The organism is Bradyrhizobium iriomotense (assembly GCF_018129405.1).
In the GTDB taxonomy this organism is placed as follows: domain Bacteria; phylum Pseudomonadota; class Alphaproteobacteria; order Rhizobiales; family Xanthobacteraceae; genus Bradyrhizobium; species Bradyrhizobium iriomotense_B.
In genome coordinates this window covers 154,784-169,637 of the sequence record NZ_JAFCLP010000013.1, presented here as the reverse complement: position 1 = coordinate 169,637, position 14,854 = coordinate 154,784, and the positions used below count along the sequence as shown (strand labels likewise).

14 protein-coding genes are annotated in these 14,854 nt (G+C 65.0%); 8 read left to right on the top strand and 6 right to left on the bottom strand.

Annotation, left to right across the window (positions count from 1 at the left end; translation table 11 throughout):
• Positions 1–284: 284 nt before the first annotated feature.
• The 4 genes from JQ592_RS24925 (at position 285) to JQ592_RS24910 (ending at position 4,369) form a co-directional block, all read left to right on the top strand.
• Complete coding sequence (locus JQ592_RS24925; protein ID WP_211405416.1) at positions 285–1,730, top strand: TAXI family TRAP transporter solute-binding subunit; 1,446 nt, start codon at positions 285–287, stop codon at positions 1,728–1,730.
• Between the two features lie 363 nt (positions 1,731–2,093).
• The gene (locus JQ592_RS24920; protein WP_211405415.1) at positions 2,094–2,312 is read left to right on the top strand and encodes a hypothetical protein; all 219 of its coding nucleotides are present in this window, start codon (positions 2,094–2,096) and stop codon (positions 2,310–2,312) included.
• 152 nt (positions 2,313–2,464) lie between these two features.
• On the top strand, positions 2,465–3,571 hold the full coding sequence (locus JQ592_RS24915) for a cyclic nucleotide-gated ion channel (RefSeq protein ID WP_211405414.1): 1,107 nt from the start codon (positions 2,465–2,467) through the stop codon (positions 3,569–3,571).
• Between the two features lie 12 nt (positions 3,572–3,583).
• Positions 3,584–4,369, top strand: coding sequence for an enoyl-CoA hydratase/isomerase family protein (locus tag JQ592_RS24910; protein ID WP_211405413.1), 786 nt, complete (start codon positions 3,584–3,586; stop codon positions 4,367–4,369).
• Positions 4,370–4,552: 183 nt separating this feature from the next.
• Here JQ592_RS24910 and JQ592_RS24905 read toward each other — a convergent pair whose 3' ends face one another.
• Complete coding sequence (locus JQ592_RS24905; protein ID WP_211405412.1) at positions 4,553–5,197, bottom strand: glutathione S-transferase family protein; 645 nt, start codon at positions 5,195–5,197, stop codon at positions 4,553–4,555.
• Positions 5,198–5,284: 87 nt separating this feature from the next.
• On the opposite strand from JQ592_RS24905, the gene JQ592_RS24900 reads away from it, so the two are divergent.
• Positions 5,285–6,265, top strand: a complete 981-nt coding sequence (locus JQ592_RS24900; RefSeq protein WP_211405411.1) for a helix-turn-helix transcriptional regulator — start codon at positions 5,285–5,287, stop codon at positions 6,263–6,265.
• 137 nt (positions 6,266–6,402) lie between these two features.
• Positions 6,403–6,648, top strand: a complete 246-nt coding sequence (locus JQ592_RS24895; RefSeq protein ID WP_211405410.1) for a hypothetical protein — start codon at positions 6,403–6,405, stop codon at positions 6,646–6,648.
• Positions 6,649–6,704: 56 nt separating this feature from the next.
• Here JQ592_RS24895 and JQ592_RS24890 read toward each other — a convergent pair whose 3' ends face one another.
• The 3 genes from JQ592_RS24890 to JQ592_RS24880 all read right to left on the bottom strand — a co-directional run bounded on the left by JQ592_RS24890 (position 6,705) and on the right by JQ592_RS24880 (position 9,643).
• Positions 6,705–7,652 (bottom strand): fatty acid desaturase, encoded by a 948-nt coding sequence (locus tag JQ592_RS24890; protein ID WP_211405409.1) that lies wholly within the window; start codon positions 7,650–7,652, stop codon positions 6,705–6,707.
• 15 nt (positions 7,653–7,667) lie between these two features.
• The gene (locus tag JQ592_RS24885) at positions 7,668–8,681 is read right to left on the bottom strand and encodes an alpha/beta fold hydrolase (RefSeq protein ID WP_211405408.1); all 1,014 of its coding nucleotides are present in this window, start codon (positions 8,679–8,681) and stop codon (positions 7,668–7,670) included.
• Between the two features lie 158 nt (positions 8,682–8,839).
• The gene (locus tag JQ592_RS24880; protein ID WP_211405407.1) at positions 8,840–9,643 is read right to left on the bottom strand and encodes an MBL fold metallo-hydrolase; all 804 of its coding nucleotides are present in this window, start codon (positions 9,641–9,643) and stop codon (positions 8,840–8,842) included.
• A gap of 180 nt (positions 9,644–9,823) precedes the next feature.
• Here JQ592_RS24880 and JQ592_RS24875 point away from each other — a divergent pair, with 180 nt between their 5' ends.
• Positions 9,824–11,023 carry an MFS transporter gene (locus JQ592_RS24875; protein ID WP_211405406.1) on the top strand — a complete coding sequence of 400 codons (1,200 nt, stop codon included), beginning with the start codon at positions 9,824–9,826 and terminating at the stop codon, positions 11,021–11,023.
• A gap of 202 nt (positions 11,024–11,225) precedes the next feature.
• The gene (locus tag JQ592_RS24870) at positions 11,226–12,176 is read left to right on the top strand and encodes an AraC family transcriptional regulator (RefSeq protein ID WP_211405405.1); all 951 of its coding nucleotides are present in this window, start codon (positions 11,226–11,228) and stop codon (positions 12,174–12,176) included.
• A 36-nt stretch (positions 12,177–12,212) separates the two neighbouring features.
• Here JQ592_RS24870 and JQ592_RS24865 read toward each other — a convergent pair whose 3' ends face one another.
• Both JQ592_RS24865 and JQ592_RS24860 read right to left on the bottom strand, forming a co-directional pair.
• On the bottom strand, positions 12,213–13,826 hold the full coding sequence (locus tag JQ592_RS24865; protein ID WP_211405404.1) for an acyl-CoA synthetase: 1,614 nt from the start codon (positions 13,824–13,826) through the stop codon (positions 12,213–12,215).
• 118 nt (positions 13,827–13,944) lie between these two features.
• Positions 13,945–14,712 (bottom strand): FadR/GntR family transcriptional regulator, encoded by a 768-nt coding sequence (locus JQ592_RS24860; RefSeq protein WP_211405403.1) that lies wholly within the window; start codon positions 14,710–14,712, stop codon positions 13,945–13,947.
• Between the last annotated feature and the right edge of the window lie 142 nt (positions 14,713–14,854).

The following is a 14,854-nucleotide window of genomic DNA, read 5'->3' as shown; positions in this document are numbered from 1 at the left end:
CAAATCGCCGGGACGGACAATTTATGACATCTCCCGCGGCGGAATGCAGCCGGGGGGAACCGGAAAATCGCAAACTGTGGCTAACTGGTGATAGGATGACCAATCGCCGCGCCCGCGTCGAGTAAGGTTACCTCCGGCTCGAAATTTGCATTCCGCGACCTTCGAGATATCATTGGTGGCAGAGAATATCGTTCTTTTTTCAGGCGTTTACGAATTACAGGGCGCCCGCAGTGATCACACCAGCGAGCCGCCTGCCACCGAAGAATAAGGCCAAGAGTGCTGCCATGAGTACCGAAGGCCCCACCTCGTCGCCGACCGAGCCGCCGCCGCGGCGCCCCAAGGTGATCAAGACCAATCAGCAGCAGGTGTTGCTCTACGTCGTGCTGACCCTGCTGCTGTCGCTTGCCACCGTCTGGGGCGGCCGTGCCATGCTGCACAATTCGGAGACGCTGACCTTTGCCGTCGGCGCCCCCAACAGCGACGAGGCGCTGTTCGCCGCCAAGCTCGCCACGGTGTTGAAGAACAACGCCTCGCGCTTCCGGATCAAGATCGTCAATAGCGGCGATAACGCCAAGGCACTCGCGCAGTTCGACCGCCGGCAGGCCGACCTCGCCGTGCTGCGCACCGACGCCAAGGTGCCGCTGCGGGCGCGCACGCTCGCGATCCTCGAGCACGACCTCGTGCTCCTGCTCGGACCCGGCAACAGGAAGATCAAGTCGCTCGCCGAGTTGAAGAAGAAGAAGGTCGCCGTCCTCGCCGAGAACGAATCCTCGCTCGCCTTCGTCCGCGGCATTCTCGACATTCCCGAGGGGCCTGATGCCGCGAAGGTCCAGATGGCGCCGCAGGGCGCAACGCTCGACAAGCTGTTGGCGCCGGCAAACGGCTTCGGTGCGGTGATCGCCATCGTCCACGCTTCGAAAGCGGTGCGGGACAAGAGCTATGAGCAGGTCGCCAAACGCGGCGGCTTCACGCTCAACGCGATCGACGAGGTCAAGGCGCTGGCGCGCAAATTCCCCGGCATTTCGGAGGAGACGCTGACGGCCGGCATGCTGTCGGCCTCGCCTGAAATTCCCGACGACGATCTCGAGACGATCGGGCTCGAATGGCTGCTGGTCACGCAATCCCGGATGTCGGTGACCACGGCGGGCGAGCTGGCGCGCACCATCTACGAGAACAAGTCCGCCCTCGGGCTCGACAGTGGCTTCGCCAGCAGAATCGAGCCGGCCTCCGTCGAGAAGGACGCCTTCGTGATGGCGCATCAGGGCGCGGCGGACTACATCAACGACGACACCAAGTCGTTCATGGATAAGTACAGCGACATGATGTATCTGGGCGCCGCCGCGCTCAGCGTCATCGGCACGATCTTCGCCGCGATCTACGCCAAGATCACGAGGATCGCGCCGGAGAAGGCCAGCGAGCTCTCCACCGCCATTCTCGATATCGGCGAGCGCATCGAGCACGCCCATTCGCTGGACCAGCTCGAATGTCTGCAGGACGAGCTGGAAGGTATCTTGCGGGGCGCCGTCATCGGCCTCAGGGACGGTACGATCAGTACCGACGGGCTCGACACCTTCAAGCTCGGCTACGAATTCGTCCGCGACGAGATCGGCATGCGTCGCGACTACCTCAAGCGCCACGCCGGCGAAGCCGAGAAGGCCCCGCGCGACGCCGCAGCGCCCCCGCTCGACGAGAGCAATGTCGTGGTGGTGAAGACCGCGCAGAGCGCTTGATCGCACGGGCTGGACAACACGCCACTCTGGTGTCCCGGACAAGCTGCAATGCCGAAGGCGTTGCAGCGCTGAGCCGGGACCCAGGAAGCCGCACCGTGCGCTGCTGCGTGGGCCCCGGCTCTGCAGCGCATCACCATAGCGCGTCGAAGACGCGCGTAAACGCGCTTGTGGTGCTGCGCTGCGTCCGGGGCACGAGACTGAAGTCGCGACATCGTCTCGAAGGACGAGGCGCGCGCAGACCGCCGCCGAGACGCCATAAGCGATGGCCCTGCCGTAAGTTTCCCGCTCCATCGGTCGGCACCCCGCCTGGAACCGGCTCGACCCGCAACCGTTGGTTACCGGATACAACCGGAGAAACGCACCATGCGTATACTCCTGATGATCTTCCTCCTGGGAATGCTGGCGGCGGTGGGCTATTTCGCTTATTCCGCGATGGCGGTCGAAGGCGAGCCGATCCCGACGGAAGGCTATGTGGCCCTCGCCCTGGGGGCCGGATTCTCCGTCATCGTCGGCATCGGCCTGATGGTCCTGCTCTTCTTCAGCAGCCGCCGCGGCTACGACGAGCCGCCGCATTTCAGGTAACGGCTCGGCCGGCCGCCGCCCCCACCTTTGTCTGCCGATTCGAAGACCCTGCAGCCCGCGCCCGTCGTTGACGGCCCCGGTCCGGGCGGGCACTTTGGCGCGCCAAGGCCCCATCCGGGCCTGCAAGAACCAGGACCGAGCCGCCTTCCCGCATGTCCAAGCCGCTGATCACCGCTCTGGCCCAGTTTGCGGCCGCCACAGCCGGCCGCAACATGACCAAGGCGGCCTATGTGGCCGTTGGCGTCGGCGTACTCAGCATGGTGCTGCTGACGGACAACCGAGCCAATGAGGCGAGCGGCTGGGTCAGCGGCCTGCTCTGGACCTGTCTCGCCTACTTCGTGTTCGAATGGCTGGTCCGGCTGCGCCACATGGCGCGAACGGGGCGCCTTGCGCTCTACATGTCCTCCTCCGCCGGCATCGTCGACGCGATCGGGGCGCTGGCCGTGCCTGTTGCGCTGGTTCTGGGCGTCGAGCCGAAGACGGCCTGGCTGCTCAGCGTGCTCTGGGTGCTGAAGGTGGTGCCGGGAATTCCCGGCCTGCGGCAGCTCCGTCGCGTGCTGGTGCTGGAATCGGGACCGCTGGTCAGCGTGCTCGTGATCTTCCTGATGGTGGTCTTCCTCGCCTCCGTCGCCGAATATTTCCTGGAGCGGGACGTGCAGCCGCAGACGTTCGGCAGCGTTCCGGCCGCATTGTGGTGGGCCGTCGTAACCCTCACCACGACCGGCTACGGCGACGTCGTACCGGTCACGCCGCTGGGTCGCATCGTGGCGGCGCTGGTGATGATTTCCGGCCTCGGCGTGTTCGGCCTCTGGACCGGTATTTTGGCGACCGGCTTTGCCGCGGAGACGCGGCGCGACAATTTCCTCAAGACCTGGGAATCCGTCAGCAAGGTGCCGTTCTTCGCAGCGCTCGGACCTGCCGCCATCGCCGACGTCACCCACATGCTGCGGACCATGGAGCTGCCGGCGCGCACCATGATCATCCGCAAGGGTGCGCAGGGCGACTGCATGTATTTCATCGCCGCCGGCGAGGTCGAGGTCGACCTGCCCGGCAAGAAGGTGCAGCTCGGCGAGGGCGCCTTCTTCGGCGAGATGGCGCTGCTCGGCAACAATTTGCGCGGCGCCAACGTCTCGACCACGAAGGTGTCGCGGCTGCTGGTGCTCGACCTCGTCGACTTCCGCGTGCTGATGGCGCGGCATCCCGATCTCGCCGAGACCATCGATGCGGAAGCAAAACGCCGCGCGCTCGAAAACAAATAAAAGGAGACAAGAATGTCGGATATCACCGACGCGGCATCCAGCCCTGTGCTCGAAATCACCGGCGCACGCGCCACCATCCGCCTCAACCGGCCCAAACATCTCAACCGGCTCCAGGCCGAGGACCTCGGCGAGCTCGTCAGACTGTTCGACGCTGTCGAGGCCGATCCTGCCATCCGCGTGCTGGTGCTGACCGGCACGGGTCGCGCCTTCTCCGCCGGCTACGATCTCAATTCGGTCGCCGAGCGTGCGGTGAGCGCGAACGAGCAGCAGAGCGCGGGCTCCGCCTTCGAGGTGGTCGTCAACCGGCTGGAGGATCTGGGCGTGCCGACGATCTGCCGGCTCAATGGCGGCGTCTATGGCGGCTCGACCGACCTCGCGCTCGCCTGCGATTTCCGCATCGGCGTCGACACCGCCGAGATGTTCATGCCGGCGGCGCGGCTCGGGCTGCATTACTACCGGAGCGGCATCAAGCGCTACGTGACGCGGCTCGGCGTCGACAATGCGAAGAAGCTGTTCCTGACCGCGCAGAAGATCACCGCCCCGGAGATGCTGCGCATCGGCTATCTCACCGCCATGGTGCCGGAAGAGACGCTCGACGAGGAGGTCGACAAGCTCGCCAACATCCTCGCCGGTAACGCACCGCAGGCGATGCGCGGCATGAAGCGCGCGATCAACGAATTCGCCCGCGGCGAGCTGGACGAAGCTGCCGCCGACCAGCGCCACCGCGACAGCATGCGCGGCGACGAGATCAAGGAAGGCATCAGGGCGTTCGCGGAGAAGCGGGCGCCGAAGTTTTGAGGGGCGATCGGCTCGCTGCATACTCGCTGTCGTCCCGGCGCAGGCCGGGACCCATAACCACAGGGAGTGGTTTTAGCGCAGAGCTGGCAACTCCGAATCTTCGCCAAACTCGACCCTGTGGTTATGGGTCCCGGGTCTGCGCTTACGCTTGCCCGGGACGACAGCGGAGATTGAGGCGCCCGCTCAGGCCCCAGCCGCCCTGGCATGCTGCGCGGCCATCTCCTCATCCGCCGCAGTGATGCGCTGGAATGCCGGCCGCGAGGTCATGCGCTCGGCATAGCGGACGAACACGTCCTTCTTCGGCACGATGCCGAACATCATGGTCCAGCTGAGGGCGACGCCCCACAACACGTCCGCGGCCGTCATGCGCTCGCCGAGCAGATACGGTCCCTTCGACAGCTGCGCCTCGAGCGCACCCAACATGGTGTCGTAATCGGCATAGGGCGATTGCGTGATCGGCGCCGGCTCGCGCTGCATGAACTTGTCGATCAAGGCTGGCTCGAACGATGAGCCGTAATAGGCGATCCAGCGCAAATAAGGGCCGCGCAGCTGATCGTTCAGCGCGGGCGTCAGCCCGGCCTGCGGGAAGAGATCGGCGAGGTAGATCGTGATCGCGACCTGCTCGGTCACCAGCGCCTCGCCGTGGCGGACCGCCGGCACCTTGCCCAGTGGATTGACGGCGAGATAGGAGGCTTGGCGCTGTTCGCCGGCCTTCATGTTGAGGACGTGTAGATCGTAAGGCGCCCCCAATTCTTCCAGCAACACCCGCGTGCCGGTGGCGCGCGTCTGCGGCGAATAATACAGCGTGATGCGGTGGGAATCGGTCATGGCGGGTCTCCTGGGTGCCGTCTGGCAAGGCGCATCTTGTAGCGGCCCATACCTGACATCCTGTGTCAGGTATGGTTTAAGGAAATCATGCGCGCGAGCCGGATGCTGTCGATCCTCACCACCCTCCAGGCCAGGGGGCAGGTCACCGCGCCCGAGCTCGCGGAAGCCTGCGAGGTGTCGGTGCGCACGATCTATCGCGACATCGACGCGCTCGCGGCCTCCGGCGTTCCTGTTTATGCGGACCGCGGTGCGGAGGGCGGCTATCGCCTGCTCGACGGTTATCGCGTCCGGCTGAACGGCCTGTCGCAGAACGAGGCGGAAGCTCTGTTCCTGGCCGGACTGCCGGGACCGGCGGCGGCGCTCGGGCTCGATGCGGCGATGATCGCCGCGCAGAACAAGCTGATGGCCGCGCTGCCCGCGAATCTGCGCGAGGACGCCGGGCGGATGCAGGAGCGCTTTCACCTGGACGCACCGGGCTGGTTCGGCGAGGCGGAAGAGCCGAAGCATCTGCGCAGCATCGCCGGTGCGGTGCTGCGCGGAACGCTGATCAAGATCCGCTACCGGAGCTGGCGCGCGGAGAAGCAGCGCCGTGTCGCGCCGCTCGGCCTCGTGCTGAAGGGCGGCAGCTGGTATCTCGCCGGACAAGTCGACGGCACCGTGCGGACCTATCGCGTGGCGCGCGTGCTCGACTGCACCGCGCTCGACGACCGCTTCGCTCGTCCCGCCGATTTCGATCTCGCCGCCTATTGGCAGGCTGCGACACTTCGCCTCGAAGCCGAGATGCACCCCAATGTCGCGGTCGTCCGGCTGTCGCCATTCGGCGTCAAGCTGCTGGACGCGTTGAGCCAGCCTTACGTCAAGGCGCGCACGGAGATCGAAGAGACCACTGACGCGGACGGCTGGCGCATCGCGCGGGTGCCGACCGGCAAGACGTCATGGCACGCCGCAGCCGAATTGCTGCGGCTCGGCCCCGAGGCCGAAGTGCTGGAGCCGGCCGACCTCCGCGAGAAGATGGCCGAGATGACCCGGGCGATGGCCGCGCGCTATGGCGCGGCGCGAAAAGCCTGACCGCGGCGCACCTTCCCGCAGCCGACGAAACAATCCTGAAACACGATTCTCAGGTCACGCCGTGAACGCATTCGCGGTTCGAGCCGACCGAGATGCAGGGACACAACAACGGCCTCGCGCCACACTGGAGAATGAAGATGTTTCGTAAGCTTGCTCTTGGTCTGATCGCTGCCGGCTCGCTCGGCGCTGCTGCTCTCGCGCCCACCGCCGCTTCGGCTCATGGCTTCCATCATCACTGGGGTCACGGCTGGGGCCCGGGCTATGGCTTCGGCGGCATTTACGTCAACACTGGCGTCAGCAACTGTTACGAGGAGCGCGTCGTCCAGACCCGCCACGGTCTGCGCGTCCGCGTCGTGAATGTCTGCGCCTACGGGATCTACTGATATCTCGCCTTCACGACAAAGCTCCGGTCGCATCGCGGCCGGAGTTTTGCGTTTGGCTAGCTACCCTGCCGCTGCCGGCGAAACCAGGCCCAGGTCTCGCGCGTCGTTTGGATGTAGCCGCGCCCGCGATAGACGATCTCGCCGTCGACGATCGCGTTCAGCTTCGGCAGGGCGTGAAAGGGAATCGAGGGATAGGCGTGATGCTCGACATGGTAGGGCATGTTCCACGCGAACCATTTGACGATGGCGCCGGTATAGGTGGTGCGGGTGTTCTGAAAGGCGCTGCGGGTGCTGTCGCAGCCGGTGTGCTCGGCATAGAGATAGGGCCGCAGGAAGAACTGCCCGATCACGAGCGGCACGATCCAGACCCAGAGCAGCAGCGCTGAGGAGAACCAGAGCGAGAGCGCAAACAGCAACGCATAGAGCGCGACACAGGCGCGCGCCTCGGCCACGATGGTGGCGCGCTTGTTCTCGGGAATCCAGGGCACGACGACCTTGCCGGTGGCGGCATGGCCGAGCATCAGCCGCAGACGGCCGGCGACCTGGAGCAGGCCGCTATAGGCGATCGCGAGCTGTGTGTCAGAGGCCGGCTTCACGCCGACGATCAGCTCGGGATCCTTCTCCGGATCCTGGGTGTAGCGGTGATGATCCCAGTGGAACAGGCAGTAATATTCGTACGGCAATCCGATGATGAAGGCCGAGAGATAGCCGACCGCGAGATTGAGGCTGCGGCTTTTGAACGCGGTCTTGTGCGCGGTCTCGTGCACCGCCATGAACAGGAAGGCGACGACATAGCCCTGCACCGCCATCAGCGGCAGCGCCCAGAGCACGCCATGGCTGGAGGACACCTTCCAGATCAGCGCGCCGACCAGCACGATGACGCCGTAGTGACCAAGGCTCTGCGCAGCGCCCCTGAGATTCGAGCGCGCCGACAATTCGCGCAGCATCGCTGGGCTCAGCGGCTTCAGGCGATGGCCGGGATCTGAAACGGTCGCGTCGGTCATGATCGGATGCCTGTGTTACTTGGCGAGGAGCGCTGCGATCTCGGCCTTGATGAAGGCCTGGTCGCGCGGGTTGTTGACGGGATTGCCGGCGCGATGGCCGTGCAGCGACGGGATCGGATGCAGCACGGCTGACTTTGCGTTGACCAGCTTGCCGAGCTCGTCCTCGTTGTCGCGGACGTCGAAATAGCGATCGGTCGCGCCCGGCATCAGCAGCATCTGCGCCGTGATCGCGGCAAGCGCGCGATCGAGATCGCCGCCGAAGGCCGTGCACTGGCTGATATCGCCGCGCTGCCAGATGCCGACCTGCGCCAGGAGATCGTTGGCATCACGCCGGGCAAAGATCGCGTCCCATCCGCGGACGAGGTAATCCTCCAGCGACGTGAATCCGGCCTCGCGCCAGAGCTCGTCGCGATAGAAGCCGTGCGACATCGCCCAGCCGGCATAGACGCGCCCCATGGCGCGATAGCCGGCGACGGGCTTTTCGACGAAACGGCCGTCCCGGAAAGCGGGATCGCCTGTCAGCGCCGCCTTCACGCTTTCCAGGAAGACGTGATTGTAGGGCGCGCAACGCGCGCTGCCGCAGACGACCGCGGCGCGCTCGACCATATCAGGGTGCAGTGCCGCCCAGTGATAGGCCTGCATGCCGCCCATCGACCAGCCATAGACCAGCGCGAGCTTTGTGATGCCGAAGCGCTCGGCGAGAAGGCGATGCTGGACGGCGATCGCGTCGTGATAGGTGACTATCGGGAACGGCGCGGCGGAGTTCGATGGCGAGGACGACAGGCCGTTGCCGAACAGGTTCGGGATCACGATGAAGTAGCGCGTGGGATCGAGCACGCCGTCGCGCCCGATCAGCCACTCAGTGTCGACATGCTGCGCGCTGAACGAGGTCGGATAGAGGATGACGTTGTCCCTGCCCGGGCTCAGCATGCCGTAGGTCTTGTAGGCGAGCTTCAGCTTGGGGAAGACGGCGCCGGACTGGAGCACGACGTCGCCGGCCTCGAAGATCTCGTAGTCGCGCTCAGCCATCGTCCCCCCTCGCTCGCGCGGCCTCACAACGCGCCGCGGCAACGGCGATGCATCGATCATGCCGGGCTGCAGACGCGCCATTGCGCCACACTCAATAACTGTACGTTTAGTACATTTATTATCGACCGGCAAGATAAATCCGATCGGCGCGCCGGGTCTCAGGCGATGGCCGCGATATATCGCGCCACCGATGTCGCGAATGCAGCCTTGGCACCGCTGGCGATGTTGCGTCCCCACCAGGCGCCATAGATGCGGTCGAAGGCGAGCGGCTCGACGGCCTCAGCGATCCGCCTCACTGCGGCTGCGTTGAGCGGCATGTAGTTCGGATAGGAGTACATGAAGCTGACGAAGCGGCGGTCCATCGTCACCTGCGCGATGTCGCCGGTGAGCAGAGCGCCCCTGCCCTCCGCGCCGCGTGCCCAGTGCAGTATGGTGGCGCCGGCGAAATGGCCGCCGGTGCGCAGCAGCAGCAAATCGTCGGAGATGCGGTGCTGATCGCCGGTCCAGTGCACGATTGACGAATGCGGACGCGTCACCCATTGACTATCGTCAGCGTGCAGATAGACCGGCACACCGCCGAACGCCTCGCTCCAGTCGGCGAGCGCGCCATAATAATGCGGGTGCGAGATCGCGATCGCTTGCAGCCCGCCGAGCGAGCGGACATGGGCGATCGCCTCCGGCGTCGCCAGCGGCACGCAGTCCCACATCATGCATCCCTCGCTGAGCGGCACCAGCAGCGCGCGCTGGCCGATGGCGAAGCTCGGCTCGAGCCCGAGACCGGTGAGGCCCAGATCGTCGCGCCAGACCACGCGGTGACGTTCAGCCAACGCCTCGCGCGTCAGGAACGTCTGCCCCTTCCAGTTCACGAATTGCCGTTCGTCCTCGCAGATCGGACAGGATTCGGGCGGGCGTCCGCTGTCCGAAAATTGCGCGCCGCAGGTTTCGCAGGTCCAGAGGGGCATGGTCAGGATCCGAAAGAGGCCGGAACGGCGTGATGCGACATCGTCGCGCCGACGCAAGTGGCGAGGAACCAACGCTGTCAGCGCAGGTTACGTTCTGGTCCATGCCGGCGCAATTGGCCGGTCATCACGATCAGCTTTGCACGAGACCTTCTCGACGGCAGGAACATTTTCAGCGTCTCGATGACATCGCGCCACTCAACAACCCGCACCTGGCCGCTATTTGCAGTCAATTTCTTTATGGCCGATATGCAGTCCGGCATCGGCCCCTTCGTTGGCGTATTCCTGCAGGAGCGCGGCTGGGCGAGCGGGCTGATCGGCACCGCGCTGACGATCGGCAATATCGCCGGCATGCTGATCACGACGCCGATCGGCGGCTTCATCGATGCGAGCCGCAACAAGCGCATGTGGGTCGTCATTCCCGGCATCTGCGTGGTCGCGGCCTCCGCGATCATCCTGGTCTCGCAAAATTTCTGGGCCGTCACTTTCTCGCAAATCGCCCAATCGCTCGCGAGCGCCGCCATCGTGCCGGCGGTCACCGGAATCACGCTCGGCATTGCCAGGCAGAAAGGCTTCAACGCGCTGAACGGCCGCAATCAGGCCTTCAACCACGCCGGCAACATGGTCGGCGCGGCGTTGTCGGGCTATCTCGGCTACAAGTTCGGCTATGTCGCCGTATTCGTGCTGGCGGCAGTGTTCGGCGCCATTGCGATCGCCTGCGTGCTGATGATCCCGGCGAAATCGATCGATGATCGCGCCGCACGCGGCAGCAGGGAGGACGACAGCAAGGCTCCGCCGGACGGCATGTCCGTCCTGCTCAAGCACAAGCCGCTTCTGGTGCTGGCACTGGCGCTGGCTCTGTTCCATCTCGGCAATGCCGCGATCGTGCCGCTCTATGGACTTGCGGCCGTGGCTGAAGAACAGGCCAACGGACCGAGCTTCGTCGCGACCACTGTCGTGATCGCGCAAGGCGTGATGATCGTGACCTCGCTCATCGCGATGCAGGTCGCAGGCAAGCGCAACTATTGGCCGGTGATCCTGGTCTCCTTCATGTTCCTGCCCGTCCGCGGCGTGCTCGCCTTCTTCGTCTCGGGCTGGTGGGGCGTCGTGCCGATGCAGGTGCTCGACGGCATCGGCACCGGACTGCAAACGGTCGCCGTCCCCGGCATGATCGCGCGTTCGCTCAACGGCACCGGCCGCATCAATCTCGGCCAGGGTGCCGTGATCACGGTGCAGGGCGTCGGTGCCAGCCTCAGTCCCGCGCTCGGCGGCTGGATCGCGCAATGGATCGGCTACGGCCCGACCTTCCTGCTGCTCGGCGGCTTTGGCCTTGCGTCGATCGCGCTGTGGCTGGCCTTCGGAGCAGCCGTGAAGAAGTATTGAGACCAATCGTCGCGGGAAATGCTGGCACAATTCACGCGTCAATCCGGGCAACCGGCAGACTGCGGCACCTGGTCACGGTCTCAACGCGCCGTGGCGAGTGACTTATCACGCAATCCAGCTCTTTTCTCGTTGCAGCGCACTGGCCTGACGGCGAGGATACTGGCTTTAGCAAATCGCTCAGCGAACGACCCCCACTCGACCGATGATCCAGCCGCAACTCTCATTCGATGGCGACCCGAACGGTCCGGCCTATGAAAGATGGCGCGAGCAGTTTTGCCGTCAGGTGGCGAATGTCGATTTCGTGCCGGTCGGCGAAGGGCGCGTCCACCGGACCATTGCGCCGGCGATTCTTCCCCGCCTCAGACTCTCGGCCTCGTTCGGCACGCCGATGTCTTTCGTGTCATTGGGGACGAACGACGAGTTGATCATTACGATGTCGCCCAATTCGGCGTTGAGTGGGGCGATGGGAAAACGCCCGCTGGAGATCGCGGCCGGCGACGTCACGATCGGCGATCCCTCGATCAAGGGCGCCCGCATCACGCAGACGACGCATGGCAATTTCCAGACGGCGCTGCTGCCGCGCAAGGCACTGCTGCGCGCGTGCCCGAATGCCGAGGACCTGATTGCGCGGTCGATCCCCGGCGCCAATCCGATCACGTCGATGTTCCTGCGGTATTACGACCTCGCGCATGCGCATGCCGACAAGCTCGCGCCCGCGGAGCTGGATGCAGTCTCGCAGCACCTGTTCGACCTCTCCGTGCTGATGATCGGAGCGCGCGGCGATGTCGCCGAGGAGGCGCGACTGCGCGGCCTTGCGGCAGCGCGTTTCGAAGCCATCAAGGCCGATATTCTGGCGCAGCTGGATCGCGCCGCACTGTCGCTGTCCGACCTTGCGGCCACGCACCGCATCAGCCCGCGCACGATCCAGCTGCTGTTCGAGAAGGCCGGCATCACCTATAGCGGCTTCCTGCTCGAGCAACGTCTGCTGCGCGCCGAGCGGCTGCTTCGGAACCCGGGCCTGCGCTCGCGCAAAATCATCGAGATCGCGCACCTCGCGGGATTTCACGACGTCTCCTACTTCCATCGCGCGTTTCGCCGCCGTTTCGGAGCGACGCCCGACGATGTCAGGAAGCTGGCCGGCGGGGCCGAATAGACGGGCTCCGCCGCGACGGCGCCGGAACGGCGCCTGCTATGTCCCAAAGCTCTTCTGGACCGCCTTGTCGAGCGTCTCGCCGCCGACGAAGCGCTGGCGCAGCTCGCGCTTGAGCAGCTTGCCGCTCGGATTCTTCGGCAGGGCATCCACGAAGATCACGCGCTTGGGCACCTTGAAATGGGCCATCTGGCCGGCGCAATGCTTGATGACGGTTTCTTCGTCGAGCTTTTCCCCGGTCTTGACCACGACGATGGCGGTGACCGCCTCGATCCAGCGCGGATCGGGCAGGCCGACCACGGCGACCTCGGAAACCCCTGGAATGCGGTAGACCATCTCCTCGACCTCGCGGCTCGCGACATTCTCGCCGCCGGTCTTGATCATGTCCTTGACACGATCGACCACCGTGATGTGGCCCTCTTCATCGACGGTGGCGAGATCGCCGGAGTGAAACCAGCCGCCGCTGAACGCCGCCGCGGTCTTCACCGGATCGTTGTAGTAGCCGGAGAGCAGATGCGGCGAGCGATGCACGATCTCGCCGACTTCGCCGACCTTGACGTCCTCCATCGCCGTGTTGACGACGCGCGTCTCGACATTGAGCACCGGCTTGCCGGCCGAGCCGGCCTTGCGCAGCTGGTCCTCGGGCCGCAGCACGGTCGCAAGCGGCGCGATCTCGGTCTGGCCGTAGAAATTCCAGAATTTTACGGCGGGCAGGCGGCGCTGAAGTTCGAGCAAGACCTCCACCGGCATGATCGAGGCGCCGTAATAGCCCTTCTGCAGCGTCGACAGGTCGGTCTTGTCGAAGTTCGGCGAGCGCAGCATCGCGATCCAGATCGTCGGCGGTGCGAAGAAGGAGGTGATCCTGTGCGCCTGGATCAGCGCCAGGATGTTGTCGGCCGTCGGCTTGCCCGTGATCACGCCGGAAGCGCCGAGATAGATCTGCGGCCCCAGGAACACGTCAAGCTGCGCACAGTGATAGAGCGGCAGCGCATGCAGGAACTTGTCCTCCGCGCTCATGCCGCCGTCGATGACGCAGCTGACATACTGCCACATCACGGCTTCATGGGTCAGCATGGCGCCCTTGGGCAGCGATTCGGTGCCGCTGGTGTAGACGATCTGCGCGAGATCGCGGCTGTCCACCGATGCTTCCAGGAACGAGCCGTCGGGATGAAGAAGCTCGTCGAAGGTGGTGAGGCCGGCCGGAGCGGTGGCGGGATCTTCGCCCGGTAGCCAGATCATCTTCTCGACCGCGCAATCCTTGGCGCTTGCGGCCTTCGCCGGCTCGACGAAATCGGGCCCGGTCGCGAGCAGCTTTGCGCCGGAGCTCTTCAGGATGAAATTGATCTCGTCCGGATTGAGCATGAAGTTGATCGGCACCAGCACCGCGCCGATCCGCGCCACCGCGAAGCGCAGCGCGGCAAAGGCGTGCGAGTTGCGCGAGAGCACCGCGAGGCGATCACCCTTCTTGATGCCAAGGCCGAGCAGGCCGCGCCCGAGCCGGTTGCAGATCGCGTCCATCTCGGCAAACGTCCAGCTGACATTGCCGCAGCTCACCGCGAGCTTGTTCGGCTCGCGGCCTGCAGAGCGGCGCAGGAGATCGCCGATGGAATGCTCGCGCGCTTTCGAGATGGTGGCTGCGGTGTCGCCGGTCATGTATCCCTCCGTGTGATGTCTTTATTGGTTGGATTTCTTGTCTGAAATCTTGCGTCTTGTCTTTCTTGCGCATGATCTTATCGGAAAACCGCCTTACACTTTTCCGGATCATGCGGCGCTATCTGCGCCGGACCGCCTGCGCGTGCTCCATGTACATGTGCTCGACCGACCGATCGAGCGAGGCGATCTTCTCGAAGCCGCGCCGCCAGTCCTGCAGATGCCTGCGGGTCCACAGCACCCCGGCTTCGCGGTCACGCCGGCGGATCGCGTCGATGAGGTGGCGATGCGCCGCGACGAGGCGCGGGCCGCCTTCGGCGACACCGGTCACGATCATCTCGGTGGTCGGATAAAACAGCTGCGCCGCAGGCTCGCGCGCGAGCTGAAGCACGCGGTTCTGCGAGGCTTTGGCGACCAGCACGTGGAATTCGGCGTCGCATTCGGCAAGCATCGCGGGATTGCCAACGACCGCCTCGCTGCGCGCGAGATTGTCGGCGAGCTCGGCGAGGTTCTCCTCGCTCGCCCGCTCGACCGCACCCTCGATGCTGGCGATCTCCAGCGTCATCGAGGCCTCGTAGAGCTCGCGGAAGGTGACCTCGTGCAGAACCAGAGCGCGGCTGAGGCGGCTCGCGAGCTTGCTGTAGCGCGGCAGGCAGGCGTGCAGGCGGCGCGATGAATCGCGGCGGATCAGCCCGCCCTCCTCCAGCACGCGGATGCCTTCGCGAATGGTCGAACGGTTGACGCCGAACTGGCGGACCAGGTCGTGCTCTGTGCCGATGGGATCGCCGGGCTTGATCCGACCATTGACGATCTCGCGCTCGATCGCGTCGGCGACCTTCTGATAGGCCGGCGCGACATCGATCGGGCGGAACAGCGGCGCAACAGGCAACGATAGCCCCCAATGGCGTTTGTCGGACAAACTATAGGGTCGATCCGAAAGCGCGTCAAACTGCGTCATTCATGCCGCAAGTGCAGCAAATTGACTCTTGCGGAACCGCGACTTAACTTTGTCGGACAAAGGGACAGAATAG

Bases quoted from the DNA above. Each gene is read 5' to 3' on its own strand.
- JQ592_RS24925 (WP_211405416.1), top strand. From the start codon at position 285: ATGAGTACCGAAGGCCCCACCTCGTCGCCGACCGAGCCGCCGCCGCGG.
- JQ592_RS24920 (WP_211405415.1), top strand. From the start codon at position 2,094: ATGCGTATACTCCTGATGATCTTCCTCCTGGGAATGCTGGCGGCGGTG.
- JQ592_RS24915 (WP_211405414.1), top strand. From the start codon at position 2,465: ATGTCCAAGCCGCTGATCACCGCTCTGGCCCAGTTTGCGGCCGCCACA.
- JQ592_RS24910 (WP_211405413.1), top strand. From the start codon at position 3,584: ATGTCGGATATCACCGACGCGGCATCCAGCCCTGTGCTCGAAATCACC.
- JQ592_RS24905 (WP_211405412.1), bottom strand. From the start codon at position 5,197: ATGACCGATTCCCACCGCATCACGCTGTATTATTCGCCGCAGACGCGC.
- JQ592_RS24900 (WP_211405411.1), top strand. From the start codon at position 5,285: ATGCGCGCGAGCCGGATGCTGTCGATCCTCACCACCCTCCAGGCCAGG.
- JQ592_RS24895 (WP_211405410.1), top strand. From the start codon at position 6,403: ATGTTTCGTAAGCTTGCTCTTGGTCTGATCGCTGCCGGCTCGCTCGGC.
- JQ592_RS24890 (WP_211405409.1), bottom strand. From the start codon at position 7,652: ATGACCGACGCGACCGTTTCAGATCCCGGCCATCGCCTGAAGCCGCTG.
- JQ592_RS24885 (WP_211405408.1), bottom strand. From the start codon at position 8,681: ATGGCTGAGCGCGACTACGAGATCTTCGAGGCCGGCGACGTCGTGCTC.
- JQ592_RS24880 (WP_211405407.1), bottom strand. From the start codon at position 9,643: ATGCCCCTCTGGACCTGCGAAACCTGCGGCGCGCAATTTTCGGACAGC.
- JQ592_RS24875 (WP_211405406.1), top strand. From the start codon at position 9,824: ATGACATCGCGCCACTCAACAACCCGCACCTGGCCGCTATTTGCAGTC.
- JQ592_RS24870 (WP_211405405.1), top strand. From the start codon at position 11,226: ATGATCCAGCCGCAACTCTCATTCGATGGCGACCCGAACGGTCCGGCC.
- JQ592_RS24865 (WP_211405404.1), bottom strand. From the start codon at position 13,826: ATGACCGGCGACACCGCAGCCACCATCTCGAAAGCGCGCGAGCATTCC.